General features: G+C 67.6%; 24 protein-coding genes and 2 pseudogenes. 10 read left to right on the forward strand and 16 right to left on the reverse strand.

The features are described 5' to 3' along the window. Positions 1 to 25: 25 nt before the first annotated feature. The 4 genes from BW730_RS07385 to BW730_RS07400 all read left to right on the forward strand — a co-directional run bounded on the left by BW730_RS07385 (position 26) and on the right by BW730_RS07400 (position 4,103). Positions 26 to 928 carry a COX15/CtaA family protein gene (locus tag BW730_RS07385; RefSeq protein ID WP_418082047.1) on the forward strand — a complete coding sequence of 301 codons (903 nt, stop codon included), beginning with the start codon at positions 26 to 28 and terminating at the stop codon, positions 926 to 928. Between the two features lie 97 nt (positions 929 to 1,025). After that, entirely contained in the window at positions 1,026 to 3,002 is a 1,977-nt protein-coding gene (locus BW730_RS07390; protein WP_077685685.1) for a M3 family metallopeptidase, read from the forward strand. Beyond that, the gene (locus BW730_RS07395) at positions 3,002 to 3,589 is read left to right on the forward strand and encodes a DinB family protein (RefSeq protein WP_077685686.1); all 588 of its coding nucleotides are present in this window, start codon (positions 3,002 to 3,004) and stop codon (positions 3,587 to 3,589) included. Before BW730_RS07390 ends, BW730_RS07395 begins: the two co-directional genes overlap by 1 nt. A gap of 85 nt (positions 3,590 to 3,674) precedes the next feature. Beyond that, the gene (locus tag BW730_RS07400; protein WP_077685687.1) at positions 3,675 to 4,103 is read left to right on the forward strand and encodes a hypothetical protein; all 429 of its coding nucleotides are present in this window, start codon (positions 3,675 to 3,677) and stop codon (positions 4,101 to 4,103) included. A 60-nt stretch (positions 4,104 to 4,163) separates the two neighbouring features. Here the strand turns inward: BW730_RS07400 and BW730_RS07405 are convergent. The 6 genes and pseudogenes from BW730_RS07405 to BW730_RS07430 form a co-directional block, all read right to left on the reverse strand. Continuing rightward, a pseudogene (locus BW730_RS07405) lies at positions 4,164 to 5,593 on the reverse strand (MDR family MFS transporter). Positions 5,594 to 5,637: 44 nt separating this feature from the next. Then, complete coding sequence (locus tag BW730_RS07410) at positions 5,638 to 6,936, reverse strand: DUF4921 family protein (protein ID WP_077685688.1); 1,299 nt, start codon at positions 6,934 to 6,936, stop codon at positions 5,638 to 5,640. A 711-nt stretch (positions 6,937 to 7,647) separates the two neighbouring features. Beyond that, positions 7,648 to 8,643 carry a hypothetical protein gene (locus BW730_RS07415; protein WP_077685689.1) on the reverse strand — a complete coding sequence of 332 codons (996 nt, stop codon included), beginning with the start codon at positions 8,641 to 8,643 and terminating at the stop codon, positions 7,648 to 7,650. 59 nt (positions 8,644 to 8,702) lie between these two features. After that, positions 8,703 to 9,308: an ATP-binding cassette domain-containing protein gene (locus tag BW730_RS07420; RefSeq protein ID WP_077685690.1), complete on the reverse strand. Its 606-nt coding sequence runs from the start codon at positions 9,306 to 9,308 to the stop codon at positions 8,703 to 8,705. Further along, entirely contained in the window at positions 9,296 to 10,267 is a 972-nt protein-coding gene (locus BW730_RS19190) for a peptidoglycan-binding domain-containing protein (protein WP_226997133.1), read from the reverse strand. The genes BW730_RS07420 and BW730_RS19190 overlap by 13 nt, the downstream gene beginning before the upstream one ends. Before the next feature lie 59 nt (positions 10,268 to 10,326). Continuing rightward, complete coding sequence (locus BW730_RS07430) at positions 10,327 to 10,890, reverse strand: hypothetical protein (RefSeq protein WP_145952763.1); 564 nt, start codon at positions 10,888 to 10,890, stop codon at positions 10,327 to 10,329. Between the two features lie 631 nt (positions 10,891 to 11,521). On the opposite strand from BW730_RS07430, the gene BW730_RS07435 reads away from it, so the two are divergent. The 3 genes from BW730_RS07435 to BW730_RS07445 all read left to right on the forward strand — a co-directional run bounded on the left by BW730_RS07435 (position 11,522) and on the right by BW730_RS07445 (position 13,364). Further along, complete coding sequence (locus tag BW730_RS07435; protein WP_077685693.1) at positions 11,522 to 12,061, forward strand: matrixin family metalloprotease; 540 nt, start codon at positions 11,522 to 11,524, stop codon at positions 12,059 to 12,061. Positions 12,062 to 12,078: 17 nt separating this feature from the next. Continuing rightward, complete coding sequence (locus BW730_RS07440; RefSeq protein ID WP_145952764.1) at positions 12,079 to 12,615, forward strand: hypothetical protein; 537 nt, start codon at positions 12,079 to 12,081, stop codon at positions 12,613 to 12,615. Positions 12,616 to 13,172: 557 nt separating this feature from the next. Then, positions 13,173 to 13,364, forward strand: a complete 192-nt coding sequence (locus tag BW730_RS07445; RefSeq protein ID WP_077685694.1) for a hypothetical protein — start codon at positions 13,173 to 13,175, stop codon at positions 13,362 to 13,364. 9 nt (positions 13,365 to 13,373) lie between these two features. Here the strand turns inward: BW730_RS07445 and BW730_RS07450 are convergent, their stop codons facing one another. Beyond that, the gene (locus tag BW730_RS07450) at positions 13,374 to 14,294 is read right to left on the reverse strand and encodes a heme o synthase (RefSeq protein WP_335340888.1); all 921 of its coding nucleotides are present in this window, start codon (positions 14,292 to 14,294) and stop codon (positions 13,374 to 13,376) included. A 196-nt stretch (positions 14,295 to 14,490) separates the two neighbouring features. Between BW730_RS07450 and zwf the strand changes: the two are divergent. The 3 genes and pseudogenes from zwf to pgl all read left to right on the forward strand — a co-directional run bounded on the left by zwf (position 14,491) and on the right by pgl (position 17,592). Further along, positions 14,491 to 15,941 (forward strand): annotated as a pseudogene (gene zwf / locus BW730_RS07455) (glucose-6-phosphate dehydrogenase). Positions 15,942 to 15,952: 11 nt separating this feature from the next. Continuing rightward, positions 15,953 to 16,858 carry a glucose-6-phosphate dehydrogenase assembly protein OpcA gene (locus BW730_RS07460; protein ID WP_077685696.1) on the forward strand — a complete coding sequence of 302 codons (906 nt, stop codon included), beginning with the start codon at positions 15,953 to 15,955 and terminating at the stop codon, positions 16,856 to 16,858. Between the two features lie 2 nt (positions 16,859 to 16,860). After that, positions 16,861 to 17,592, forward strand: a complete 732-nt coding sequence (gene pgl, locus BW730_RS07465) for a 6-phosphogluconolactonase (protein ID WP_077685697.1) — start codon at positions 16,861 to 16,863, stop codon at positions 17,590 to 17,592. Positions 17,593 to 17,597: 5 nt separating this feature from the next. On the opposite strand, the gene BW730_RS18780 is transcribed toward pgl, so the two are convergent. The 9 genes from BW730_RS18780 to rapZ form a co-directional block, all read right to left on the reverse strand. After that, positions 17,598 to 18,179 carry a hypothetical protein gene (locus tag BW730_RS18780; RefSeq protein ID WP_077685698.1) on the reverse strand — a complete coding sequence of 194 codons (582 nt, stop codon included), beginning with the start codon at positions 18,177 to 18,179 and terminating at the stop codon, positions 17,598 to 17,600. A 134-nt stretch (positions 18,180 to 18,313) separates the two neighbouring features. Beyond that, positions 18,314 to 18,670: an RNA polymerase-binding protein RbpA gene (locus BW730_RS07475; RefSeq protein ID WP_077685699.1), complete on the reverse strand. Its 357-nt coding sequence runs from the start codon at positions 18,668 to 18,670 to the stop codon at positions 18,314 to 18,316. A 50-nt stretch (positions 18,671 to 18,720) separates the two neighbouring features. Then, positions 18,721 to 18,987: a preprotein translocase subunit SecG gene (secG, locus tag BW730_RS07480; protein WP_077685700.1), complete on the reverse strand. Its 267-nt coding sequence runs from the start codon at positions 18,985 to 18,987 to the stop codon at positions 18,721 to 18,723. A 97-nt stretch (positions 18,988 to 19,084) separates the two neighbouring features. After that, on the reverse strand, positions 19,085 to 19,864 hold the full coding sequence (gene tpiA, locus BW730_RS07485) for a triose-phosphate isomerase (protein ID WP_077685701.1): 780 nt from the start codon (positions 19,862 to 19,864) through the stop codon (positions 19,085 to 19,087). Beyond that, entirely contained in the window at positions 19,864 to 21,078 is a 1,215-nt protein-coding gene (locus BW730_RS07490) for a phosphoglycerate kinase (protein WP_077685702.1), read from the reverse strand. The genes tpiA and BW730_RS07490 overlap by 1 nt, the downstream gene beginning before the upstream one ends. Before the next feature lie 120 nt (positions 21,079 to 21,198). Then, positions 21,199 to 22,194 carry a type I glyceraldehyde-3-phosphate dehydrogenase gene (gap, locus tag BW730_RS07495; protein ID WP_077685703.1) on the reverse strand — a complete coding sequence of 332 codons (996 nt, stop codon included), beginning with the start codon at positions 22,192 to 22,194 and terminating at the stop codon, positions 21,199 to 21,201. Between the two features lie 110 nt (positions 22,195 to 22,304). After that, positions 22,305 to 23,288, reverse strand: coding sequence for a DNA-binding protein WhiA (whiA, locus tag BW730_RS07500; protein WP_077685704.1), 984 nt, complete (start codon positions 23,286 to 23,288; stop codon positions 22,305 to 22,307). A 33-nt stretch (positions 23,289 to 23,321) separates the two neighbouring features. Then, complete coding sequence (locus tag BW730_RS07505; protein WP_077685705.1) at positions 23,322 to 24,269, reverse strand: gluconeogenesis factor YvcK family protein; 948 nt, start codon at positions 24,267 to 24,269, stop codon at positions 23,322 to 23,324. After that, a complete protein-coding gene (rapZ, locus tag BW730_RS07510; RefSeq protein ID WP_077685706.1) occupies positions 24,266 to 25,132 on the reverse strand; it encodes an RNase adapter RapZ in 867 nt (288 codons plus the stop codon). Before rapZ ends, BW730_RS07505 begins: the two co-directional genes overlap by 4 nt. Between the last annotated feature and the right edge of the window lie 172 nt (positions 25,133 to 25,304).

Raw genomic sequence — 25,304 nt, forward strand, 5'->3', positions numbered from 1 at the left:
CAAGCTCCTGGCGGGCCTGCGGAAACTGGTCGACGGCGAACGCGCGCTGCGCGCCTGGCTGATCGGCTCGCTGATCTGCAACATGGGCATCATCGTGACCGGCGCCGTGGTGCGACTCACCGGATCAGGGCTCGGCTGCTCCACCTGGCCCAAGTGCACCGAGGAGAGCTACGTGCCGCACGGCGCCTCCGGCATCCACGGCATCATCGAGTTCGGCAACCGCACCCTCACCTTCGTGCTGATCATCGCGGCGCTCGGCGCCTTCATCGCCGCCTGGCGCAACCGCGGCCTCCGCACCAAGCTGTGGTGGCTGACGCTCGGGATCGGCATCGGCATCCCCTTCCAGGGCGTCATCGGCGGCATCACTGTGCTCACGCACCTGAACCCCTTCGTGGTGGCGCTGCACCTGCTCCTCTCGGTCGCGCTGATCGTGCTGTGCGTGTGGTCCGTGCTGATCGGCTACCGCTCCGCGCCCGAGGCCGTCTCCCCGCCGCAGCGCTGGCTGGTGATCGCCACCTTCGCCGCGACGATGCTGGCCACCTGGGTCGGCACCATCGTGACCGGCTCCGGGCCCAACGCCGGCGACGAGAAGGCGGTGCGCACCGGCTTCGACATCGAGACAGTCGCGAAACTGCACGGCATCTCCGCCTGGATCACCGTCGCCCTGGTGGTCGTCACGCTCCTCGCGGTGCGCGGCAACCGCCGCCTGACGCGGATCGCTGGCGTGCTGCTCGGCACCATCGTCCTGCAGGGCGCGATCGGCTACCTGCAGTACTTCCTCGGCCTTCCCCCTGCCATCGTCGCGCTGCACATGGTGGGGCTCACGCTGCTGACGGCGGCCGCCGCCTGGCTGCTGTTCGCCTGCACGCCCGCTGGCCGCGTCCGCGATGCCCAGGACGCCCCCGCCGCGACCGTCGGGGCCAACTGAGGCCTGGCTCCGCACCGTCCTGCACCGGGAGCCGACAACCAATAGGGTGGTGGCTGCCCGCGGCCGACCGGCCGCGTCCCATCCGCCAGGAGCCCGCATGACGACCAACCCAGTGCTGACGCGCCAGCTTCCCTTCACGCTGCCCGACTTCGCCTCAGCCACCCCAGCCGACTACCGCGACGCGATGGACGCGTCGATGACGGCACACCTGGAGGGGCTGGCCCGGCTGCGCGACGACGAGGCCGAGCCGACCGTCGAGAACGTGCTCGGCGCCTGGGAGGATGCGGAGGCCGACCTGCGCCGCAGCCTGCACGCCTTCTTCGCCGTGCGCGCCTCGAACACCAACGACGAACTCGACGCCATCGACGAGGAGTTCGCGCCCCGCTTCGCCGCACACAACGATGCCATCTACCTCGACCGCGGGCTGTACGGGCGGCTCCGCGCCCTCGAGGCCCGCATCGCGGCGGGCGAGGTCGAGGCCGACGAGCAGGACCGCTACGCCCTCGACGAGACGCTGCGCGAGTTCCGGCGCGCGGGCGTCGAACTCGACGACGCGCAGCAGGACCGGCTCCGCGAACTGAACCGCACGCTCGCCGAGCTGTCGAGCCGCTTCGAGACGCTGAACCGCGGCGCCAGGAACGCGGGCGGCTTCGAGGTCTCCGCGGAGGAACTGGCGGGCCTCAGCGACGAGGAGGTCCAGGCGCTTCGCGTCGGGGAAACCTACCGCATCGACCTGGTCAACACCACGCAGCAGCCCCTCGCGGCGAAGCTGACCGACGCCGATGTCCGGGCCCGCCTGCTTGCCGCCTCAACGGGGCGCGCCCTCGACGGCGAGTTCGACACCCGCGACCTGGTCGTCGCCACCGCACGGGCCCGCGCCGAGCGGGCCGCCCTGCTGGGCTACCCGAACCACGCGGCGCTTGTCGCGGAGTCGGGCTGCGCGAAGACCGTCGACGCGATCCTCGAGATGCTGGTCCCGCTCGCGCAGGCCGGGCTGGCGAAGGCCCGCGAGGAGGGCGCCGAACTGGCCGCGCGTTACGCCGAGCTGACCCCAGGTGCCCAGTTCACTGCAGCCGACTGGAGCTACGTCGAGGCGATCCTGCGCCGCGAGCGCTACGACTTCGACGAGGCGGAGCTCGGCGAGTTCCTGCAGGTCGACACGGTGCTCGCCGCCGTCTACGCGGCCGCCGAGGAGCTGTACGGCCTCACGTTCCACCCCCGCGCCGACCTCGTCGGCCACGCGCCGGAGTCGCAATGCTTCGAGGTCCACGACGCCGACGGCGCCGTGATCGGCCTGTTCGTGATGGACTTCTGGGCCCGCCCGACCAAGAACGGCGGCGCATGGATGAGCAACCTGGTCGACCAGTCCACCAGGGACGCCACGCTGCCGGTGGTCACCAACAACTGCAACTACACGCGCACCACCACGGCGATCACGTGGGACGGCGTCATCACGATGTTCCACGAGTTCGGCCACGCGCTGCACGGCCTGCTCGCGGACAGCCGCTACGCGTCGCGTTCGGGCACCAACACCCCGCGCGACTTCGTGGAGTTCCCCAGCCAGGTCAACGAGCACTGGGCGTGGACACCCGACCGGGTGCTCCCGGCCGAGTGGGTCGCCCGGCTGGAGGAGGCGAGCCGGTTCGGTCAGGGCTACGCCACCGCGGAGACCGAGATCTCATCGCTGCTCGACCTGGTGTGGCACACCACCGCGCTGGAGGACCTGCCCACCGCCGCCGACGAGGTGGAGGGCTTCGAGCGCGCGGCCCTTGAGCGGTTCGGCCTGGTCGACCCGCTCGTCCCGCCGCGCTACCGCTCGCAGTACTTCGCGCACATCTGGGGAGGCGGCTACGCGGCCAGCTACTACGGCTACGCCTGGGCGAAGGTGATGGACGCCGACGCCGTCGGCTGGTTCGACGACCGGGAGGGCCCGGTCCGCGAGTCCGGCGACCACTTCCGGCGCACGCTGCTCGCGCCCGGAGGGTCGGTCGACCCGATGGAGACCTACCGCCGCTTCCGCGGGCGCGACCCGCTGCTGCAGCCGCTGCTGGACCGGCTCGGCCTCAGCATCTGATGGCCGACCTCAAGAACAGGCTGCTGAGACACCTGCGCGCCGCACGCGAGGGGCTGCTGTGGAAATGCGAGGGGCTCAGCGAGCGCGACCTGCGGCTCCCCCGCACCCCGACGGGCACCAACCTGCTCGGCCTCGTGAAGCACTGCGCCTACATCGAGCACGGCTACTTCGTGACGTGCTTCTCGCAGCCCTCTCCGATCGTCATCCCCGACCTCGACTACGACGCCGACCCGATCGCCGACCTGTACGCCACCGCCGAGGAGAGCGCCGCCGACCTGCTCGCGCTCTACCGGCGCGTGGCAGAGGTCGTCGACGCTGTGATCGAGGCGCTGCCGCTCGAGGCGCCCGGCCACGTCGAGTGGTGGGGCGAGCGCGGCGACACCACCTTGGGCGAGGTGCTGGTGCACGTCCTGGGCGACGTCACCAGGCACGCGGGCCAGGCCGACATCCTGCGGGAGGGCATCGACGGGCAGGTCGGCCTGCGGCCGTCGAGCAGCAACGTCTGGGAGCCGTCATCCGGCTGGCAGGAGACGGTCGCGCGTCTCACCCGAATCGCCGAAATGGCTGGTGAGCCGCACTCCCGATAGTCTTTCCTGGCCGGTGGACTCTTCCGTCCCGGCACCACCAACGTCGCTCCCACTGGGTTCGGCGCGCCATGCGAAAGGCAACCCCATGTTGCGTACCAAGTTCCTCGCCGCCGGTTTTGCCGCGGCCGTTTCCATCTTCGGTCTCACCGCCTGTGGCGGCGAGCAGTCCGTTGCCGACGCCTGCAAGGTCGCCCAGGAGACCGTCGCCGCGTCGCAGGCCGACATCGAGGCCTCGATGGGTGAGGTCGCCACCGGCGACTACAGCAAGCTGAAGGAGGGCATGGACAAGCTGTCCAAGGCGCTCGGCGAGGCCGAGGCCAAGGTCTCGAACAAGGAGGTCAAGGCTGCCCTGACCGACTTCAAGACCAGCTTCTCCGACTTCGCCAAGCTGTTCGACGGCGTCGAGGACGGCGACGTCACCGCGCTGGCCGACAAGGGCCAGGAGATCCAGGACGCCAGCACCAAGATCTCGGACTCGGCGAACAAGATCAACGAGCTCTGCCCCGCCGCCTGACCGGCTGACGACGAAGGCCCGACCCCGCGCGGGGTCGGGCCTTCTGCCGTCGTGGCGGGCTCAGTGCGCCGGCACGCCGCCCTCGATCGGCGAGGGCTTGCGCAGGAAGAAGCCGCAGATCATCGCGCCGGTCCACACCGCCCCTGCCCCCAGGAAGGCCCAGTGCGACCCGCTGAGCATCGCGGCAGCGTCGGAGGCGACGTGCGGCCGCGCGACGGCGGTCTGCATCGCAAACACCGTCACGAACAGCGCGGTGCCCGCTGCGCCCGCGACCTGCTGCACTGCGCCGATGACGGCGGACCCGTGCGAGTACAGGTTCGACGGCAGCGCCCCGAGCGCGACGGTGAACAGCGGCGTGAAGATGCACGCGAAGCTGAGGCTCATCACGATGTGCGCGACCATCACTGCCCACCAGGGGGTCGCCGGGTTCAGCGTCGAGAAGAAGAAGAACACGGCAAGCACGACGATGCTTGCGGGCACCACCAGCACCCGCGGGCCGGCCTTGTCGAAGATCCTGCCGACCACCGGGGACAGCAGCCCCATCGCGATGCCGCCCGGCAGCATCATCAGCCCGATGTGCAGCGGTTCGAGACCGTAGGCCTTCTGCAGCAGCAGCGGGAGCATGATGATCGCGCCGAACATGGCCATCATCGCGACGGCGAGCATGGTGAGCGCGACCGTGAAGGACCCGTGCGTGAAGGTGCGCAGGTCGAGGAAGGCACGGTCGCGTCCCTGCAGGACCAGTTGGCGGCCGAGGAAGGCCACGAGGCCACCGATGCCGATCCCGATGGCGAGCATCGGCACCCAGAACGCGACGCTCTCGTCGCCGATCAGGCTCAGCCCGTAGATCAGCGGCGCGAACGCGATCACGCTGAGTGGGATCGAGACCAGGTCGAGCGGGGTCGGCTTCTGTTCCCCGACGTTGCCGAGCCTGGTCCAGCCGAGGGCGAGCATGCCGAGCGCGATCGGCAGCACGAAGGCGAAGATCAGCCGCCAGGAGCCGAAGTGCAGGATGATCCCGGAGAGGGTGGGGCCGACCGCGGGCGCGACCGCGATCACCATGGAGATGTTGCCCATCACGCCGCCGCGGCGGTCGGCGGGGATGACCCGCATGATGGTGGTCATCAGCAGCGGCATCATGATGGCGGTGCCGCTGGCCTGCACGACGCGGCCGAACAGCAGGAAGCCGAACTCGGGGCGACGGCGCACAGCAGGGTCCCGACGCTGAAGGTGCTCATCGCGATGATGAACACCTGCCTGGTCGGGAGCCTGTCGAGCAGCCACCCGGTGATCGGGATCACGACCGCCATCGTCAGCATGAAGGCGGTGGTCAGCCACTGCGCGGTGCGCTCTGTGACGTGCAGGTTGCCCATGATGCTGGTGAGCGCCACGTTCATGGTCGTCTCGTTGAGGATCACGACGAAGGCCGCGACGAGCAGGATCGGCACGACGCCGCGTCCGCTGGTGGTAGGAGTTGAGGTGTCGGACATGTGAGTCCTCTCAGGCTGCCCGGCGGCGCCGGGGCAACGTCCCGCTACCGGTAGAGCAGCGGGTCGGGACGGAGGTCCGCCTCGTCGGCGAGCCTCAGCCCCGCGGCGATCCGCCCCTGCTCGCGGAGTTCCACGAGGCGGGCGACGACGCGAGCACGTAGCGTACCCGGCGCGATGGTGTTCAGATAAATCTTGGTGGCTCCCTCGAACCCCGCGAGCGTGGAGACGCGCCACTTCAGCATGATGCGCCACGGCATTGCCACCGTCGTGCCCGGCGGTCGGTAGTGCCACTCCTCGTTGCTCGCCACGTCCGCCCCGGTGGCCGCGTGCATGGCGTGCAGCAGGTCGGACATGCCGCGCACCTCCTCCGGCGACTGCAGCCACGGCACCCCCTCGGGGCTGCGCGAGTACACCTCGATCGTCGGGTAGCGGTGCCCGAATCCGGCGAACGCGACCGCATGCTCGTTGTGGGCGATTACCAGGGCATTGCGCTGGGCGACGGCGACGGCATCGTCGTTGAACACGTTCGGGTTGGCGGTGGCCCGCTGGATCGCCGCCTCCTGCTGCGCCCCGACGTCGTCGACGGCGACGATCTGCTTGTGCAGGTGGTCGAAGGAGGCCCCTGCGGGCTTGAGCCAGTTCTGGAACACCACCACGTAGCGCGCGGCGGGGATCAGGTCGTACTTGGAGCGGGCCGCATCCGCGCTGAAGGCGATGAACTGGGCGTGCTCCTCCGGCGTAAGGGTCCCGGACGACGCGAGGCCGGTGCTGTCGGTGGCGCCGTCGACGTAGTGCCTGCGGGCGATCACGACGTCGTGGCCTCCGCCGAAGAAGCCGGAGGCCCGCGCCAGGATGTCATCCTCGCCCAGCGCGGCGACGTCGACGCCGGAGGCCCGCAACTTGCCCGACTCGACCGCCAGGACGTGCGCCCTTCCCGCAACGGAGGCGAGGTAGGCGTCGCGCCTGCGCCGCACGGGGGCGGGCAGCACGTAGCCGTAGTTGAGGTGCCAGTAGTCGTAGCCGAGGATCTCGAACAGGTTGGGGACGCGGCGGAAGTCGGCGACCGTGTCGAATAGCGCGTCGGCGGGCAGCGCGTCGAGGAGTCGCCATGCGTCGCCGTCGCGGACAAGTCGCTGCTTCTCGGGCGGGGTGTCGAGGTAGCGCGCCTGGCAGAACGCGCAGGTGTGCGTGAAGTCGCGCGCGGCGAGCGGGTGCGGGTCGGGATGCGTGACGCCGAGCGGCCGGTCTCCCCTGCCGGGCGCCGTCCAGACCTCTGTCCCGGTGAACGGGTTGCGTTGCTTGACGGTGCCGTCGGGCAGATTCACCAGGAAGTCTTCAGCCATGCCTCGACCATAGCGACCACACCCGGCCGTAGCCTCCGGCACGGAACGTGGATCCCGGGTCGTGCCCGGGATCCACGTTGCGCGAGAGACGACGAACGACGTTCAGCGGCACTCGGCCCTAAGAAGGGGACCTCATAAGTCCTGGCCGTCTCCACTCCGTCGACAACGACGGATGCACGAACCGCGATCGTGCCAGATCCGCAAGGACCCCCATGAAAGAAGCCCAGCGAACCTCCCAGCCACGTACAGGGCAGCCATTCTTCGGCTTCCGGCCACGCCAGCACGCTCTCCACGAACCCCGCATGCTCAGCATCAGTGATCGCTGCGGCCGCATCCTCCGGTACCGCCAGGAGGTAGACCCGGTTCCGAGCCGTGAGATCCGGAAGTTCCTGAAGGCCCGGGCGGGTGATCAGCACGCGCCGTCCCCCCGTGCAGCAGGCTCGTTGACATCGTCGACCCACCGAACGCCGTCGGCACAGGGCACCAGGTGGCGCTAGGCGCAAACCCGAATACTCGATCGACGGGCCTGTGCCAGATCCACCGGGCGGCGGCGTAGGGGAGACGACATTGGAACGGCCCCTTCTGGGCGGCGACGGCTGGTCAGACCATCGGGATGGGATACTCCGGACTCTACGCCAGGATCCTTATGTGTAGCGCAGACGTCAGCGGAGCCCTGCATCTCGGCTGTCGTGTCGCTGCGCGAAAGGTCGCTCAGCGGTCTTTTGTCCAGATGTAGAGCTTCTTTCCGGTGATCGTCAGCGCGGCGGCCATGCTGCCGGTCAGGGTCGCGACGAGACATGCGGCAACTCCGACCAGGATGTGTGTGACGAGCCATCGTGCCTCGGGTGCGGTCGTGTTGGCCGTGGTGACGACGAGGGTGACGGTTGTGGCCAATGCACTGGCAGGGAGGGCCCAGCACATAGTCTCCAGTTCGAGTTGAATGTGCTGCTGGGTGGCGCGGACGCCGAGGTGCTGGGCAAGGCTCAGCTCGACTCGTCGTGTCCGAATCAAGGTGTATCCCAGGCACGCGGAGGCCGCAGCGCCGATAACAAGGAGCCATCGGGTCGAGCGTGCCTGGAGCAGGCTGATCGTCGGTGTGGGTGTGCCGAATGCGGGGTTGAGCTGTTGGCGCGCCACGTTGTCGGTTCCCGGGACGACGACGGTACTAAGAAGGGCGAAGGTCGCTTCGTCGTGAGGCCAGATCGTCGCCCAGCAGGCATCGAATCGGCCGGGGGACGGGACCGGTTGCAGGGCGGCGGAAGCGAGTTGGCTGTTGCGTCCGTCGTCGGGGTAAGGGAAGGTTCCCGCGACCAGCGCCGAGGTCCCGTCCGCCATGGCGAGTGGACCGGTGCCGAACCGCGTGGCCATGGCCTCTGATAGCCAGACCCCGGGTGGCCCGGAAGGTTGTGCGTCGAGTGTCGCGGGGATATCTCCAGCCACATCGTAGAGAGCCGGCTTGGAGTGCGGATAGGCGAGCAGGTCGAACCTGTCGCGCACCTCGCGCAGGGCAATGGCGCCGACGACCCCTTTGAGCCCTTGCAGCGCGACGCACCGCTGGCCGTCGATACCCGCAGGCGCTGCGATGATATGGGTTGCGCCGCCACCCGTGCGGACCGCGCGTTGAGCGATGAAGACGTGCTCGACGGCGAGCGCGTCCTGCAGGACGGTTCCAGCGATGATCACCAGCAGCGCCAGTGAGGCGAGCATTGCTCGGGTGGTGCCCGATGCTACGTTGCGAGTTGCTTCGGACAGGATCGACGACCATCTCATGGCGCCACCGGGTCGACCTGAAGGATCTGGTCGCATCTGTTCCTCAGCAGCTCGTCGTGAGTGGCCAGCACAACGATCCGTTCCTCAGAGACCATCTCGCGGATCACGTCACCGATGGTGTGTGCGGTGTCGCGGTCGAGTTGGGCAGTGGGCTCATCGATCAGGATCGCGTCGTAGTCGCTCGCGGCTGCGCGAGCCAGGCACATCCGTTGGGCCTCGCCGCCTGACAGTCGGCGGAACTCCCGTGCCGCTACGTGAGCGAGTCCGAATCGATCGAGCAGATCCCTTGCCTGCGGTTCGGCCTCACGTCGCAAGAGCCCTCGCGCGAGGAGGGGCACGGCAACCTGATCGATTGCGGTGCGTCGCGGGGCGCCAACGGGGTTCTGCATGATCCACCCGATCCGGTCGACGCCGATGGCCTCGATATTGCCGTTGCTGGGGCGCAGCCCGCCGGAGAGTATCGACAACAGCGTGCTCTTCCCCGAGCCCGAGGGCCCGACCAGGCCGTACAGCACACCGGGTCGAAGGTCGAACGACAGGTCGGCGAACAGCGGAGGCTGGCCCGGGAACCGGTGCCCCAGCCCTTCGGCTACGAGCCGCACGTGGCATCCATCGCGGGATACACGTCGACGGCCGGTGGTGGATCGCCCACCAGCCGCACGTAGGTCAGGCCCAACGCGGAACTGATGACCTCTGCCGCGATGGGGGATCCAGCGCTCAGCACGCACACCCGCGCTGAGGCGTCCCTGACCACCGAGGAAGGCGGTACCGCATAGACCGGAATCGGCGTCGCAAGACGCAACGCCCCACTGACCTGGACGCTCTCCCCGGTTCCCTGGGCGATGGCGGCGGTGACCTCTGCCGTCGCCAGCACGGCTCTGGCGTCTTCCGGATCGGCCAGGCGGAGGTCCTTGTCGAGCTTCACCGTCGTCGCTGCGACGGTCAGGGTGCGGGGCCCATCGAAGAGGTCCGCGGGAGCGGCAAGGCTCACTGTGGCGTGGCCAGAGCTGGCCGTCCCGATCACCGCGCCGGCAGCGATGTCCTGCCCCGCGGAGAGAGGGCACTGCGTGATGATGACCTCGTTCTCAGGTAGCCACACGACCTGACTCAGCCGGAAAACCCCATCCTTTGCGGGCACCTGGGCCTTGGTCGCGGTCTTCTTCCATGCGTCCTGAGTCAAGGTGTCGAACCGCCCGGAGACGGGTATCTCAGCACCGAGATGGTTCAGTGCACGCTGCAGGTTCGCCACATCCTCACCCTCGTCACCGGCCGTCAAGTCCCGGTACCACGGTTCCTGCCCGCTCAATAGCAGCAGCCCTGCCCCGCCCACCGCAACGGGAGACGAGCCCGAGGCCCAATAATCGCCGACCGCGCAGTCGACCGTTGTGAGGATGCCGGACTCCCGTACGATCAGGGGTCTGCCTGGCGCCGGCGCCACGCTGACTTCGACCGGACGCTCGTCGGCGAACTCGCTGCGGGCCAAGGCATAGAACGACTCGCCCGCGTCTCCCAGCGTAGGCTCATCGATTGGCCGGAACGCCGAGAACCAGACGACTCCCACACTCACAGCGGCTACCGCGGACCACGACAAGACGAGCGACGGAAAACGTACGCGCGCGGTCACTCTTCCTTGCCCATGCTGCTCGGGTTCTCCATGCACTTGATCGACTTTTCGGAGTTCACCAACTCCTGAGCCGCCGGATCTACCGGCGTCCCCGAAGAGTCGCCATCCGCGCCAGCCGCCGTCATCAGATCACGAAGATCCTGAGCACCGAACGGTGCCTTCACCAGACCCGCCGCGACAAAGCAGCGCGCGAGCGCCTCGTCCGGATCGAGCTTGTCAGGGTTCATCAGGACATCCACGTACAGCGGCTCAATCAGCGCCGTCGTGCCTCGTGCACACCCATCACTCATGCGGTCGTAGGCGTCGATGTCTCCAGAGACTTGATAGACGTAGTAGCCGCTCTGATCCTTCAGCTCGACGTTGCCGCCACCATCACGAATGCAGGAGACATAACGCTGCATTGCCTCCTCGTACTCCGCCCGCGTGATCTCCCCATCCTCCAGGACGGCGCGCTCGAAATCCGACGTAGCGAACTCTTTCGCCTGCCGAAAATCCTCCGCGTAGGGATTGGTCGCTGGGGCTGGACCCGAACACCCGGCGCCCGCGATGGCGGTCGTCAACACACACAAGAGGGCTCGCCCGTGGAACTTCACAAGGAACCTACGCTCAGAAGTACATCCAGTCGTTCCAGCTAGAGCTTCCAGCCGAGATCTGAATCCGCAGACCATGTCCCGCACCAGACACCCCACCGGTGGCTGAAACGTAGGAGTTGCGCGACTTCGGTCCATCTGTGATCGTCGGGTAGTTGGCGATGTACCGCATCACACGCGCCTGCACGTTGCCAGCGCAGTCGTTGCTCTTCGCACGCGTCCAGCTCAGCGAAGAGGAATCCCCCTTGGTGCCAAGCGCCGTGCACCCGCTCGGACTCGGGTTGGCCATCGGCGCAGCCGGTGCCGCGCTTGCTGGTGCAACACTCGCTACTCCGGTCAGAACGAGCGCCGCGACAGCTCCGGCCACGGCTCTAGCTGAAACCTTCATTGCCTTCACACTCCTTCTCGCAGGTGGTTTTGACCCTAGCATCCGCAAGGCGGAGCCACAGGCCGTATGCAGATCCCCAACGATCACAGCATGGCGAACAAGCTCCGACCCCACACCACCTCGACTTATAACAATTTGGCAACGCTTCTCAAGTTCAGGTAGAAGCGCCTCGAAGAAGGTAGGCTGACTGGCCAACCGTAAGGAGGATTTGGGATGAAAATCGTTCACAGGTTCTTCGCCGCCTTCGTCGTGGGGACCCTCATAGTCTTCGCGGCTCAGCTTGACGCGAGCGCCTACACGACGACCGGCTGCAAATGGGGGTCGGGCACCATCAAGGTCGACACTCGCTATGTCAACGGACATTTCTTCACCGCCATCAAGCAGGCGATCTCCAACTACACTTCCGCGACGGACGTCACGATGTCGTATGTCGACGCAAGCGGCCCCGGACTGAAGGCGCAGAACGCTGATTATGGGTATACCGGCTGGGAAGGTAGGGCGGATTGGACATGTGCGTTGGGGCGCTACATCGGCGTTACCGCGAAGATCAACATGACCTACCTGCCGGGAACCTCCAGCACCGACGTCCCTCGCCTGAAGGTCGTCTGGCTGCACGAACTCGGTCATTCAATCGGGCTTGGACACGTATCGACTGTCAAGCGCGTTATGTATACGTCTGCTAGCACGGCATACAGCAATGGTGTCCGCAGCCTGACCAGCGACGAAATCGCTGGTGTGAACGCGCTCTACTAAAATCGGAGGCGATGATCATGTCACGTATCTACACGGCAGCCGTGGTGCTCCTGCTCAGCTTGCTCACCGGATGTGCCGCTGTCACCAGCGGGGGCGAAGTTTCGCGCGTCCGCCTCTACGGATCAGTCAGCGAGATGGCCGAAGACAGCGCCCTGGTCGTCACCGGACGCGTGGTCGAAACCAAGACAGTCCGTGATTTCGACGATGAAACTGACTTCACGCTCTCCACGGTTGAGGTCCTGGAGTCGAACGACGCGAAGGTCGGGGACCTGCTCACCGTTCGTCAGTTCGGCTCAGATAAGCAGGAGCCTGTGGTGCCGTTGCTTGTCACAGGACATGAATACCTGCTTTTCTTGACGAGCTCCGGACTCAAGGGAGATCTGGCCACCCATTACTATGTGACCGGGAGCAACGCGGGTATCTACGAACTGGCTGATGAGTCCAAAGCACGCGGTGGCGTTCGAGAGCCATCCGCCCGTCAGATCTCGCCCACAGACGGAGAACACCTCCCCGTAGACCTGGATCAGTCTACGATCGAGCAACTGGTGAGCTAACCAGTGAAGAAGGTGCGGCGTATAGTTCCAGGGCTGGCCGTGATTTTACTCGGCCTGGTATTCCTCACCGTAACCACGACATTCAGCTGCTCCGAGGCATATTGCGGCCCAATCTACGCCCCCTCCAGCCTTCTGTTCGTCGTCGCCACATTTGTGGCCGGAGGTTATCTTCTGTTCAGAAGAAGGCCCCGCTGAACTACACCGCTCGTGGGTTGCATGCGTTAGTTCTCTGACGGTTGTTCCAGGCGTTGAGGCAGACGAGCCCGCCTAGCCGCGTAGCAGCTGCTAGGCGGGCTCGCTTCTCAAGTTCTCTCGATGGACCGACCTGCCGTGACCTGATCGTCGTATTTTTTTGTTCGCCACTGGGGTTGGGCCAGCACCGGGGACCGTCCCAACTGAGTATTCGCTCTTCTGAGGGCCACTGATATTGGGGTTCAGGGCCACTCGCCGTTCGATGTGATCGTGTCGGTGAGGGCCAGTGGGTATTCGTGTTCGGGGGGACCTTCCTAGGCTCCTTCTGCCGCGTGATAGGCCACGCGGCAGAAGGAGTAATTCGGATGGTGCGCAAGATCAAGGCGAAGCTCGTGCTTCGGTTGCGCGCGGAAGCTCTGACGGGTCGGCAGATCGCCGCGCAGGGAGTGTCCCGCACGAGCGTCGCCGCGGTCATCGACGCCGCCGAGCCTGACCATCCCAGAGCTCAGAACCTGCAAAGCCCCCAGCTGCGTCCCGCCCGGCGCCACCGCCAGTGACAGGACCAGTCAGAAGACCAGCGGGTCGATCGCAACGGCGAGGAACAGCAGCGCCAGGTAGGTGTTGGACCAGTGGAACAGGCGCATCGCCTTGAGTTGGGCGCCCTCGAGGCCACGGTGCGCGCGGCGCCACAGCGCGACGGCCTCCCAGATGAACACCGCGCCGAGCACGGCGGCGGCGATCGGGTACAGCAGGCCGGTCGGGGTCAGCGGCCACAGCGCGAGCGAGACGAGCACGGTGGCGACCGTGTAGGCCAGAATCTGGTTGGAGACCTTCGGCGCGGGGCGCACGACCGGCAGCATCGGCACGTCGGCGGCGGCGTAGTCCTCCTTGTAGCGGAACGCCAGCGCCCACGTGTGCGGGGGCGTCCACAGGAACACGATCGCGAACAGGATGAACGGCGCGAGCGCGACGCTGCCCGTCACGGCAGTCCAGCCGATCAGGGGCGGGAAGCAGCCGGCGATGCCGCCCCAGATGGTGTTCTGCCAGGTGCGGCGCTTCAGCCACATCGTGTAGACGAAGACGTAGAACGCGTTGGCGGCCAGCGCAAGGATCGCCGAGAGCCAGTTGGCGCCGAAGCCGAGGATCAGGGTCGCGGCGATGCCGAGCACGATGCCGAACACCAAGGCGGCGGCGGTGCTGACCTGATGGCGCGGGACGGGGCGCCTGCGGGTGCGGCGCATGATCTCGTCGATGTCGGCGTCCCACACGCAGTTGAACGTGTTGGCCGACCCGGCCGCGAGGAATCCGCCGACCAACGTGACGAGGATCAGCCGCCACGGAGGGAGCCCTCCTGCGGCCAGGAACATCGCCGGAATGGTCGTGACGAGCAGCAATTCGACGACGCGTGGTTTGGTGAGGGCAACATATGCCTTCACGACATCGCCGAACCGCGCCTTCGCAGGCACCGTCACACTCATGACAGCCACACACACCCCGATTTCCACGAAACTCGGTCGCAGTCTACCCCGCCCCGCACAATCGTGCCCACACGCGATGTGGTATGGCGTTCCGCCGCCCCCTCCCTAACGTCTAGGGTGGTGCCTGATGAACAGCTACCAGAACCCGCTGCGCGATCCGCAGGATCGCCGCCTGCCCCGCATCGCAGGGCCGTGCGTGCTCGTGATCTTCGGCGTGACCGGCGACCTGTCGCGCAAGAAGCTGATGCCCGCGGTCTACGACCTCGCGAACCGAGGCCTTCTCCCCCCGGGTTTCGGGCTGGTCGGGTTCGCCCGCCGCGACTGGGCCGATCAGGACTTCGCCAAGGAGGTCCACGACGCGGTCAAGGAGCATGCGCGCACGCCTTTCCGTGAGGAGGTCTGGGAGCAGTTGCTCGAGGGCATCCGCTTCGTGTCTGGCACCTTCGATTCGGACGAGTCGTTCGAGTCGCTGAAGAAGACCATCGTCGAACTCGACACGACACGCGGCACGGGCGGCAACCACGCCTTCTACCTGTCGATCCCGCCGTCGGGCTTCGAACAGGTGATGTCGCAGTTGGCGAAGCACGGGCTCGCGGAGCGTCACCCCGGCACCTGGAACCGGGTCGTGATCGAGAAGCCGTTCGGGCACGATCTGGCCTCAGCCAAGGAACTCAACGCCGTGGTCGAGCGGCTGTTCACCCCGCAGGAGGTGTTCCGCATCGACCACTACCTCGGCAAGGAGACGGTGCAGAACCTCCTGGCGCTTCGCTTCGCGAACCAGATGTTCGAGCCGATCTGGAACAACCACTACGTCTCGCACGTCGAGATCACGATGGCCGAGGACATCGGCATCGGCGGCCGCGCAGGCTACTTCGACGGCATCGGATCGGCCCGCGACGTGATGCAGAACCACCTGCTCCAACTGCTTGCGCTGACCGCCATGGAGGAGCCAACCAGCTTCGAGGCATCCCAGTTGCGCGCCGAGAAGAAGAAGGTGCTCGCGGCCGCCCACGTACCGCAGCACTACGACCTGCACACCGCGCGCGGCCAGTACGCCGCCGGCTGGCAGGGCGGCGAGGCCGTGATCGGCTACCTCGAGGAGGAGGGCGTGCCCGCCGACTCCAAGACCGAGACCTATGCCGCGATCCGCGTCGACATCGACAACCGCCGCTGGGCCGGGGTGCCGTTCTATCTGCGCACCGCCAAGCGGATGCCGCGCCGCGTCACGGAGGTGGCCCTCAGCTTCAAGCGGGCCCCGCACCTGCCGTTCACGGTGACCGACACCGAGGAACTCGGCACCAACGCCCTGGTGATGCGCATCCAGCCCGACGAGGGCGTCACGCTGCGCTTCGGCGCGAAGGTGCCGGGCACCCAGATGGAGATCCGTGAGGTGTCGATGGACTTCGCCTACGGCGGGTCATTCACCGAGTCCTCCCCGAGGCGTACGAGCGCCTGATCCTCGACGTGCTGCTCGGCGACCCGCCGCTTTTCCCGCAGCAGGAGGAGGTCGAACTGAGTTGGCAGATCCTGGACCCGGTGCTCGAGTACTGGGCCTCGCTCGACAGCCAACCGGACCAGTACCCCGCGGGCACCTGGGGGCCCGAGTCCAGCTTCGAGATGGTTGCCCGCGACGGCAACTCGTGGCGTAGGCCGTAAGGAGAGCGACCATGATCGTCGACCTGAAGAACACCACCGCGCGCGCCATCTCCGCCGCGCTGATCGACGCCCACCGCGGCGTTGGCAACGCCACCGGCCTCGTGCTGACCCTTGTCATCGTGACGAGCGAATCGCGCTTCGAGGAGGTCCTCGAGGCCGCGAAGGCCTCCGCCACCGCCCACCCCTCGCGCGTCATCGTCGCGACCTACGCCGACGGCGACGAGCCGTACCTGGACGCGAGCGTCGAGGTCGGCGAGGGCCTCCCCGGCGACCTGATCGTGCTGAGGCTGCACGGGGCGCTGCGCGACCACGGCGACTCGGTGTGCCTTCCGCTGCTGCTTCCCGACTCCCCCACCATCGTGTGGTGGCCCCACGAGGCGCCCGACAACCTGGCAACCGACCCGATCGGCTCGCTCGCGGACCGGCGGATCACCGACGCGGCGGGCTGCGGCGACCCCGTCGCCGCGCTGGTGCGCAGGGCCCGCAACCACGCCCCCGGCGACACCGACCTGACCTGGACCCGGCTGACCCGCTGGCGCGCGCTGCTCGCCGCGGCGCTCGACCAGTCCGAGGAGCAGGTCACCGGCGCCCGCGTCGAGGCAGCCCCCGACAACGCCCCCGCGCTGCTGCTTGCCGCCTGGCTGAAGCAGCGCCTCGGCGTCGACGTCGAATACCGGCGGGGCGACCATCAGGGCGTCAACTCGGTCGTCCTGACCACCCCCGAGGGCGACATCACCGTCCGCAGGATCGCAGCGGGCAGCGCCATCTACCAGGTGCCGGGCCAGCCGGAGCGGACGGTGGCGCTGCGCCGCAGGCCGCTGACCGACCTGCTGACCGAGGAACTGCGTCGCATGGACGCCGACGACATCTTCGAGGCCGCCGCCGAGCAGATCGTCGCCGACTCCGAGGGACGGTAGCCGTGTACACCCGCGTGGTGCGCCTCTGCGACGCCGACGACGTCTCGACGACGGTCGCTGGCCTGCTGCTGGAGCGGCTGCTCGAACTGCAGGCGAGCCAGCCGATCGTGCACGTCTGTCTGACCGGTGGCGACACCGCCAACGCGATGTACGAGAAGTTCGCGGAACTGGCCGACGGCTCAGAACTCGACGCCTCGAAGCTGCAGTTGTGGTGGGGAGACGAGCGCTTCGTCCCCGCGACGGACCCGGCCCGCAACTCGCTGCAGGCGATCACCCGGCTGGCGCGCACCATCTCGATCAAGTCGGCGGACACCCACATGATGGCGGCGGCGGACGGGCGCAAGGACCCGCACGAGTCGGCGGCGGAGTACGAGGCGGAACTCGGGTCGACCACCTTCGACATCACGCTGCTGGGGATCGGCAAGGACGGCCACGTCGCGTCGCTCTTCCCGAACCACCCGAGCTCCGACCCGACGTCGCGGGGCGTGATCGGGGTGACCGACAGCCCCAAGGAGCCCTCCGAGCGGATCAGCCTCACCGCCGGGTCGCTGAAGCGTTCGCACGAGGTCTGGTACCTGGCGACCGGAACGGGCAAGGCGCACGCGGTGTCCGCGACGCTGGACGGCGACCCGCGGCTCCCGGGATCGCAGATCAAGGGCGACGTCGCGACGGTGTGGTTCCTGGACCAAGGTGCCGCCGAGGAACTGCCACCCCAGTACACCTGCGCCTTCTGACGACGCTACCTCCGGCGCGAGGAGGGGATGAACAGCAGTAGCGCCGCGAGTCCGTGCATCGCCGCCAGGATCTTCGCCGCATCAAGGAGGCTCAACCCCGCGAGCGGGGTCGTGCCCATCAGCGCGACCGCCACCCACACTCCCGCCCCCAGCAGGGCCAGCACGCCGACGATGGCGCCGAGCCTCGGCAGCCCCCGGGTGACGCCGATCGAGATCAGGCCGAAGATCAGCGTCAGGAGCACGATCAGCACGAAGACCACCAGGGCAGCGGCAGCCCCTTGGTCCCCCAATTCCCGGTCGACGTAGTCGGCGATCATCTCTATGCCGAGCATGATCAGCAGCATCACGATGTTGAGCAGCGCAGTGAAGATCGCCACGGCGCGCCCGCAGCCTCCGCCCGACGGCTGGACGGGCGGCCGGTAGGGCTGCTGACCCCACTGGGGCTGCTGCGCCCACTGCTGCTGAGGGTGCCCAGGCCATCCGGCCTGCTGCTGGTGAGGCTGGGGCGCGGGTCCCGGCTGCGGGGCCACGGTCGGCTGCTCGACGGTGTCGTCGTTGAAGCCGTACGGGTCGTCGGTGCTGCTCACTGCCCTCCTCGGGGAGATCTCCACGACATCCTAAGCGCAGTCCGGCCCAGCAGGTCCCGCAGACCGGGGCCGTGGCCGCACAGAGAAAAGGGCCCCAGGAACGTGTCCCAGGGCCCTCTCTGACGCTGTGCGTGTCAGTAGATGACCTCGCCGCTCGCGCGTCGCGCGCGCAGCGCGGTCACCGCCTCCTCAAGGATCTGCTCCGCCTCGGCGTCCGTGCGACGCTCCTTGACGTAGGCGAGGTGCGTCTTGTACGGGGTGATCTTCGGGGGCGGCGGCGGGTTGTCCGCATCCATGTTCGCGGGCAGCCCGCAGCGCGGGCAGTCCCACGTCTCCGGGACCTGCGCGTCGGCCGCGAAGGCCGGGCGCGTCACGTGCCCGCTGGCACAGAAGTAGGAGACGTGCAGTCGGGGCGCGGTATCGCCGCGCTCCGCCTCGCCCATGGGTCCTGCACCGACGCGTGTTCCACGAATGGCATTGCCACCAGCCACTTTGATGAGCTCCTAGAAAGAGGGTGCGAAATCTGTGATGTTCTCGAGCGTCAGCCCAGTCGGTACAGCACGAGCAGACCGACGATGGTCAGCAGCCATAGCAACCCGAGCACGACCGTGATCCGGTCGAGCCTGCGTTCTGCCGTCGATGCGCCGCCCATCGAACTGGACATGCCGCCGCCGAAGAGGTCTGACATGCCACCGCCGCGTCCCTTGTGGAGGAGGACGGTCGCCGCGAGCAGAATGCTGAGGATCGTGACGATGATCGACAGCACCGTAATGGGCACAGACACGAGGGGGACAATCACGCGGTACATGTTATCGGACGGGCACGTTTATTCCACATCCGCGGTCCCCCAAGCGAAGCGGCGGCGCCGACCCGTGGGTCGACGCCGCCGCCAGGGCTCGATGTGCTCAGAGCTGGTAGAAGCGCACGATCGCCGCGAACTCCTCGGGCTGCAGGCTCGCGCCGCCCACGAGGCAGCCGTCGACGTCGGGCTGATCCATGATCTGGACGACGTTTCCGGACTTGACGGAGCCGCCGTACTGGATGCGGACCGACTCGGCGGTTGCCTCGTCGTAGAGCGATGCGACCTCGCGACGGATCGCGCCGCAGACCTCCTGCGCGTCGGCCGGGGTGGCGACCTCGCCGGTGCCGATGGCCCAGACGGGCTCGTAGGCGATCACGAGGCCCGCGACCTGCTCGGAGGTGAGGCCCGCGAGGGCGCCCTGGACCTGCGCGAGGGTGTAGGAGACCTGGTCGCCCGCCTTGCGGATGTCGAGGCCCTCACCGACGCACACGATCGGGATCATCCCGGCGCCGAGCACCTTTGCGGTCTTCGCGTTGACCAGTTCGTCGGTCTCACCGAAGAACTGACGGCGCTCCGAGTGGCCGACGACGACGTACTGGACGCCGAGCTTCGACAGCATCGTCACGGAGATCTCGCCCGTGAAGGCGCCGTTGTCGTGCTCGGAGACGTTCTGCGCGCCGAGCCCGAACGGGATACGGTCGCCGTCGATCAGGGTGCGGACCGTGCGGATGTCGGTGAAGGGCACGCACAGCACGCACTCCGACTTCTTGGGGTCCCAGTCCTTGTCGACGAGGGTGTAGTGGATCTTCTCCACGAGTCCGGTGGCCTCGATGTGGTCGATGTTCATCTTCCAGTTGCCGGCCATGATGGGCGTGCGAGTCATCAGTTGTTCTCCTCAAGAACGGAAATACCGGGCAGTTCCTTGCCCTCCAGGAATTCCAGCGACGCGCCGCCGCCGGTCGAAATGTGGCCGAACTCTTCGTCGGCGAAGCCCAGCGCGCGGACCGCTGCGGCGGAGTCGCCACCGCCGACGACAGACAGGCCGCCGACCTCGGTGAGGGCCTTCGCGACGGCCAGGGTGCCGTCGGAGAACTCCTTGATCTCGAACACGCCCATCGGGCCGTTCCAGAACACGGTCTTGGCCTCACGGATCGCCGCGGCGAACAGCTTCTCCGACTCGGGGCCGATGTCGAGGCCCATCTTGTCGGCGGGGATCGCGTCGGCGGAGACGACCTCGACGTCACCGATGGCCTTGAGGCCCTCGAAGTCGGCGCCGTCAGCGACGCGGACGTCGACGGGGAGCAGGATGACCTTACCCTCGGCCTTCGCCTGCTCCAGGTAGCCCCGGCAGGTCTCGAGGTTGGCGTCGTCGACGAGCGACGTGCCGATGTCGTGGCCCTGGGCCTTCAGGAAGGTGAAGAGCATGCCGCCGCCGATCACGAGCGTGTCCGCGACCTTGAGCAGGTTGTCGATCACGGAGAGCTTGTCTGCGACCTTCGCGCCGCCGAGGACGACGACGTAGGGGCGCTCGGGCGACTCGGTGAGCTGCTTGAGGACCCCGACCTCCTTCGCGACGAGCGAACCTGCGGCGCTGGGCAGCAGCTTGGCGACGTCGTAGACGGAGGCCTGCTTGCGGTGCACGACCCCGAAGCCGTCGGAGACGAAGATGTCACCGAAGGCCGCGTACTTCTTGGCAAGTTCGGTGCGCTCGGCCTCGTCCTTTGATTCCTCGCCCGGCTCGTAGCGGACGTTCTCCAGCAGGGCGACCTCTCCGTCCTGCAGCGAGTCGACCACGGCGGTGGCGGAATCGCCGACGACGTCGGAGGCGAACTTGACGTCGGTGCCGAGCAGTTCACCGAGGCGCTTCGCGACGGGGGCGAGCGAATACTTGGGGTTGACCTCGCCCTTGGGGCGGCCGAGGTGGGCCATGATGACGATGCGGGCGCCGGCGTCGCGGAGCTGGTTCAGCGTCGGAAGCGCGGCGCGGATGCGGCCGTCGTCGGTGATGTTCTTGTCTGCATCCAGCGGGACGTTGAAGTCGTTGCGGATGAGGACGCGCTTACCGGAGAGATCTCCAAGGTCTGCGACAGACTTCATGGTTGGCCTTTCACTGTGGTTTCTTGGCGTCGCACAGGCGACGCAGGATGTGACGACGGCCCCGCAACCCCTTGGGGGTCGCGGGGCCGTCGTTCAGGGCACTTGGCCGAAGCAGTCAGCTCAGAGCTTCGAGCCGACGAGCTCGGTCAGGTTGACGAGACGGTTGGAGTAGCCCCACTCGTTGTCGTACCAGCCGAGCACCTTGACCTGGTTGCCGATGACCTTGGTCAGCTTCGCGTCGAAGATGCAGGAAGCGGGATCGGTCTCGATGTCCTTGCTGACGATCTCATCCTCGGTGTAGACGAGGATTCGGCCGTCGGCGGCCTTCTTGACGATCTCGTTGATCTCCTCGACGGTGGTCTCACGCGAGGCCTCGAAGGTGAGGTCGGTGGCGGAGCCGGTCGGGGTGGGAACGCGCATGGCGTAGCCGTCCAGCTTGCCCTTCAGCTCGGGCAGCACCAGGGAGACGGCCTTGGCCGCACCGGTGGTGGTGGGAACCATGTTCAGGGCGGCGGCGCGGGCGCGACGCAGATCCTTGTGAGGAGCGTCCTGGAGGTTCTGGTCCTGCGTGTAGGCGTGGATCGTGGTCATGAGGCCACGCTCGATGCCGATGCCGTCGTTGAGGGCCTTTGCCATCGGGGCGAGGCAGTTGGTGGTGCAGGAGGCGTTCGAGATGATGTTGTGGATCGCCGGATCGTACTTGTCGTCGTTGACGCCCATCACGATGGTGATGTCCTCATTCTTGGCCGGAGCCGAGATGAGCACCTTCTTGGCGCCGGCGTCGAGGTGCGCCTTTGCCTTCTGGGCGTCGGTGAAGAAGCCGGTCGACTCGATGACGATGTCGACACCAAGCTCGCCCCACGGAAGCTGCGCGGGATCCTTCTCGGCGAAGGCCTTGATCTCCTTGCCGTCGACGTGCAGCGCGTCCTCGTCGTAGCTGACCTCGCCCGGGAAGCGACCCAGGATGGAGTCGTACTTGAGGAGGTGGGCCAGGGTCTTGTTGTCGGTCAGGTCGTTGACAGCAACGACCTCAAGATCGGCTCCTGCGGCGACAAGCGCGCGGAAGTAGTTACGGCCGATGCGGCCAAACCCGTTGATTGCAACCTTAACGGTCATGTGGAATTCGATCCCTTTCGAGCTACCTAACGTCTTTCGACGCTTACGGACAGTACCAATCCTAACCTTCTCAGCGGCGCTGGCAACTGCGGGGGCCATTTAGCCCCGGGCTACTGATCCTCACGCAGATCGGCAGGCAGCGACGCCTCAGTGTTAGGTATTCCCGCATCGTCGGCCGCCTTATCCGCCGTAGCCAACAGGCGACGGATCCGTCCGGCGACCGCGTCCTTGGTCAGCGGCGGCTCGTGCAGCCTGCCCAGTTCCTCGAGGCTCGCCTGGCGGTGCGCGAGGCGCAATTCACCCGCCGCGCGTAGGTGTTCTGGCACATCCTCGCCGAGGATCTCCATCGCGCGCTCGACCCGGGCGCTCGCCGTCACGGCCGCGCGTGCGGAGCGGCGCAGGTTGGCGTCGTCGAAGTTGGCAAGCCGGTTGACGGAGGCGCGCACCTCACGGCGCTTGCGGCGCTCCTCCCACACGATGCGGGTCTCAGCGGCCCCCATCCGGGTGAGCAGTTCGGCGATCGCGTCGCCGTCGCGGATCACGACGCGGTCGACGCCGCGCACCTCTCGCGACTTCACGCCGAGCCCGAGCCTGCGGGCCGCGCCGACCAGCGCGAGCGCCGCCTCGGAGCCTGGGCAGGTGACCTCGAGGGCCATGGAGCGGCCGGGCTCGGTAAGCGAGCCGCGGGCGAGGAAGGCGCCGCGCCACACGGCGATGGAGTCGGCCATCGACCCGCCCACCACGACGGGAGGCAGGCCGCGCACCGGGCGCCGGTTCTGGTCGACAAGGCCCGTCATGCGGGCCAACTGCTCGCCCTCGCGGACGACGCGGACGGTGTAGCGGGGGCCCCTGCGCACGCCGGAGCCGTTGATGACGAGAAGTTCGGAGTCGATGGAATACAACTCGGCGATGAAGGAACGGAGCCTGCGGGCCGCCGCGCCCGTGTCGAACTCGGCCTCGATGACGATCCGGCCGCCGACGAGGTGCAGGCCACCGGCGAATCGCAGCATCGCGGCGACCTCCGCCCGTCGCACGGACGGGTGCGGAGCGACAACGGTGGCGAGCTCAGCCTTCACCTTCTGCGTCAGAGCCATGGGCGAAGTCTGCCACACCCGCGTGCCGCGCAATCAGCCGTTGATGACTTCACTGAAGACGGAGGCGAGACGGTTGGTGTCGTGCAATGCGGCCCCGCCGCGCACCGCGAGATCGGCCCTGACGAGCCTGCCTCCGAGGGACCGGACGTAGGCGCCGAGGTGCCGGTCGGTGTCGGCGAACCGCTGGTCTGCGAGCACCACGTCGAGCCGCAGACCAGGCGCGTGTTCGGCGAGCAGCTCGATGTGGCGCGACGCGCTGAACCCGTCGGTCTCGTCCGCGGGCGCGATGTTCAGCACGAGGACCCGCTGGGCCTTCGTGGTGAGGATCGCCTCGGCCAGGTCGGGCACCAACAGGTGCGGGATGACGCTGGTGAACCAGGAGCCGGGGCCGAGCACGACGCTGTCGGCCTGCAGGATCGCCTCGACTGCCTCGGCGCGCGCGGGCGGGGACTCCGGGATCAGGCGGACGCTCTGGACCGTCGCGCGCGACTTCGCGACGGTCGCCTGGCCGCTGAGCGTGCAGACCTCGTCCGGCGCGAACGGGTCGAGGCCCACCACGTCGGCCTCGATCTCCAGCGGCACCGAGCTCATCGGAAGCACCCTGCCGCGGGTGCGCAGCAGGTCGCCCACCATGTCGAGCCCCTCGACCGGGTCCTCGAACTGCTGCCAGAGCCCCGCGATCAGGAGGTTGCCGATGGCGTGGCCCGCCAGTGGCCCCTCCCCCGCGAACCGCGACTGCAGCACGCTCGCCCACGTCCGTCCGGCATGGTCGTCCGAGCACAGCGCGGCCAGCGCCATCCGCAGATCGCCCGGAGGCAGGATGTGGAACTCGTCGCGCAGCCTGCCGGACGAACCGCCGTCGTCGGCGACGGTGACGACCGCCGTCAACCGGTCGGTGACCCGACGCAGCGCGGACAGGGAGGCCGACAACCCGTGGCCTCCGCCGAGGGCGACCACGCGGGGCAACGACGTGAGGCTCATTCCTTCCCCAGATCCCGGTGCAGCACTGTGGTGGCGTAGCCCTTGGCGCGCAGCCTGGTGGCCAGTTCCTCGCTCATCGACGTCGAGCGGTGCTTGCCGCCGGTGCAGCCGATGGCGAGGGTGACCTGGCGCTTCCCCTCGGCCAGGTAGCCGGGCGCGACCGTCTCGAGCAGTTCGACCATGTGGTCCTGGAAGCGCTGCGCGGCGTCGTGCTTGAGCACGTATGCGGCGACGTCGCGGCTGAGGCCGGACTTGGGGCGCAGTTCCGGGATCCAGAACGGGTTCGGCAGGAAGCGGACGTCGAAGACCATGTCGGCGTCCACCGGAACGCCGTTCTTGAACCCGAACGAGATGATCGAGATCTTCAACTTGTCGGTGGCCTCGTCGCCGAAGTGGTTGGCGATCCGCTGGACCAGTTGCCTGGCCGACAGCCGTGACGTGTCGACGACGATGTCGGCCTTTGCGCGCAGGTCTGCCAGCAGGCGACGCTCACGGTCGATGCCCTCGATGAGCCGGTCGCCGCCCTGCAGCGGGAGCGGGCGCCGGTTGGACTCCTGGCGCTGCACGATCACATCGTCGGTCGCCTCGAGGAACACCGTCGTGACGGTCGCCCCCTCCGCCTTGACCACAGCCAGTGCCTCCGGCACCTGGTCGAACTGCTCGCGGGAGCGGACGTCGACCACGATCGCGACCCGCATCACGTTCTGCCGCACCATGGTCTCGGCCAGCGTCGGGATCAGCACGGGCGGAAGATTGTCCACGACGTACCAGCCGAGATCCTCCATCGCGTGCGCCGCGGTGCGGCGCCCTGCGCCGGACAGTCCGGTGATCAACGCGATCTCGAGGTGGGGGGCGTGGGTCATGCCGACAGCCTAGTGGACCCGCTCCTTCTGGCCAGCGCGCGTGACCGCGCGCGAGTAGCAGACCCCACGGTGGGTGGATTTGGCCAACCCCGACAAGCATGCCCCTCCACAGTGGCAGGGTGGGGGGATGACTTCAGCCATGAACCCACCCCAACAACGCCGGGGCCATCCG

The sequence above is a fragment of the Tessaracoccus aquimaris genome (genome assembly GCF_001997345.1).
Lineage (GTDB): Bacteria > Actinomycetota > Actinomycetes > Propionibacteriales > Propionibacteriaceae > Arachnia > Arachnia aquimaris.

Bases quoted from the DNA above. Each gene is read 5' to 3' on its own strand.
- BW730_RS07460 (WP_077685696.1), top strand. From the start codon at position 15,953: ATGATCGTCGACCTGAAGAACACCACCGCGCGCGCCATCTCCGCCGCG.
- BW730_RS07390 (WP_077685685.1), top strand. From the start codon at position 1,026: ATGACGACCAACCCAGTGCTGACGCGCCAGCTTCCCTTCACGCTGCCC.
- BW730_RS07440 (WP_145952764.1), top strand. From the start codon at position 12,079: ATGTCACGTATCTACACGGCAGCCGTGGTGCTCCTGCTCAGCTTGCTC.
- BW730_RS07415 (WP_077685689.1), bottom strand. From the start codon at position 8,643: ATGCTCGCCTCACTGGCGCTGCTGGTGATCATCGCTGGAACCGTCCTG.
- BW730_RS07490 (WP_077685702.1), bottom strand. From the start codon at position 21,078: ATGAAGTCTGTCGCAGACCTTGGAGATCTCTCCGGTAAGCGCGTCCTC.
- BW730_RS07400 (WP_077685687.1), top strand. From the start codon at position 3,675: ATGTTGCGTACCAAGTTCCTCGCCGCCGGTTTTGCCGCGGCCGTTTCC.
- gap (WP_077685703.1), bottom strand. From the start codon at position 22,194: ATGACCGTTAAGGTTGCAATCAACGGGTTTGGCCGCATCGGCCGTAAC.
- BW730_RS07505 (WP_077685705.1), bottom strand. From the start codon at position 24,269: ATGAGCCTCACGTCGTTGCCCCGCGTGGTCGCCCTCGGCGGAGGCCAC.
- BW730_RS07435 (WP_077685693.1), top strand. From the start codon at position 11,522: ATGAAAATCGTTCACAGGTTCTTCGCCGCCTTCGTCGTGGGGACCCTC.
- rapZ (WP_077685706.1), bottom strand. From the start codon at position 25,132: ATGACCCACGCCCCCCACCTCGAGATCGCGTTGATCACCGGACTGTCC.
- BW730_RS07410 (WP_077685688.1), bottom strand. From the start codon at position 6,936: ATGGCTGAAGACTTCCTGGTGAATCTGCCCGACGGCACCGTCAAGCAA.
- secG (WP_077685700.1), bottom strand. From the start codon at position 18,987: ATGTACCGCGTGATTGTCCCCCTCGTGTCTGTGCCCATTACGGTGCTG.
- BW730_RS07445 (WP_077685694.1), top strand. From the start codon at position 13,173: ATGGTGCGCAAGATCAAGGCGAAGCTCGTGCTTCGGTTGCGCGCGGAA.
- tpiA (WP_077685701.1), bottom strand. From the start codon at position 19,864: ATGACTCGCACGCCCATCATGGCCGGCAACTGGAAGATGAACATCGAC.
- whiA (WP_077685704.1), bottom strand. From the start codon at position 23,288: ATGGCTCTGACGCAGAAGGTGAAGGCTGAGCTCGCCACCGTTGTCGCT.
- BW730_RS07395 (WP_077685686.1), top strand. From the start codon at position 3,002: ATGGCCGACCTCAAGAACAGGCTGCTGAGACACCTGCGCGCCGCACGC.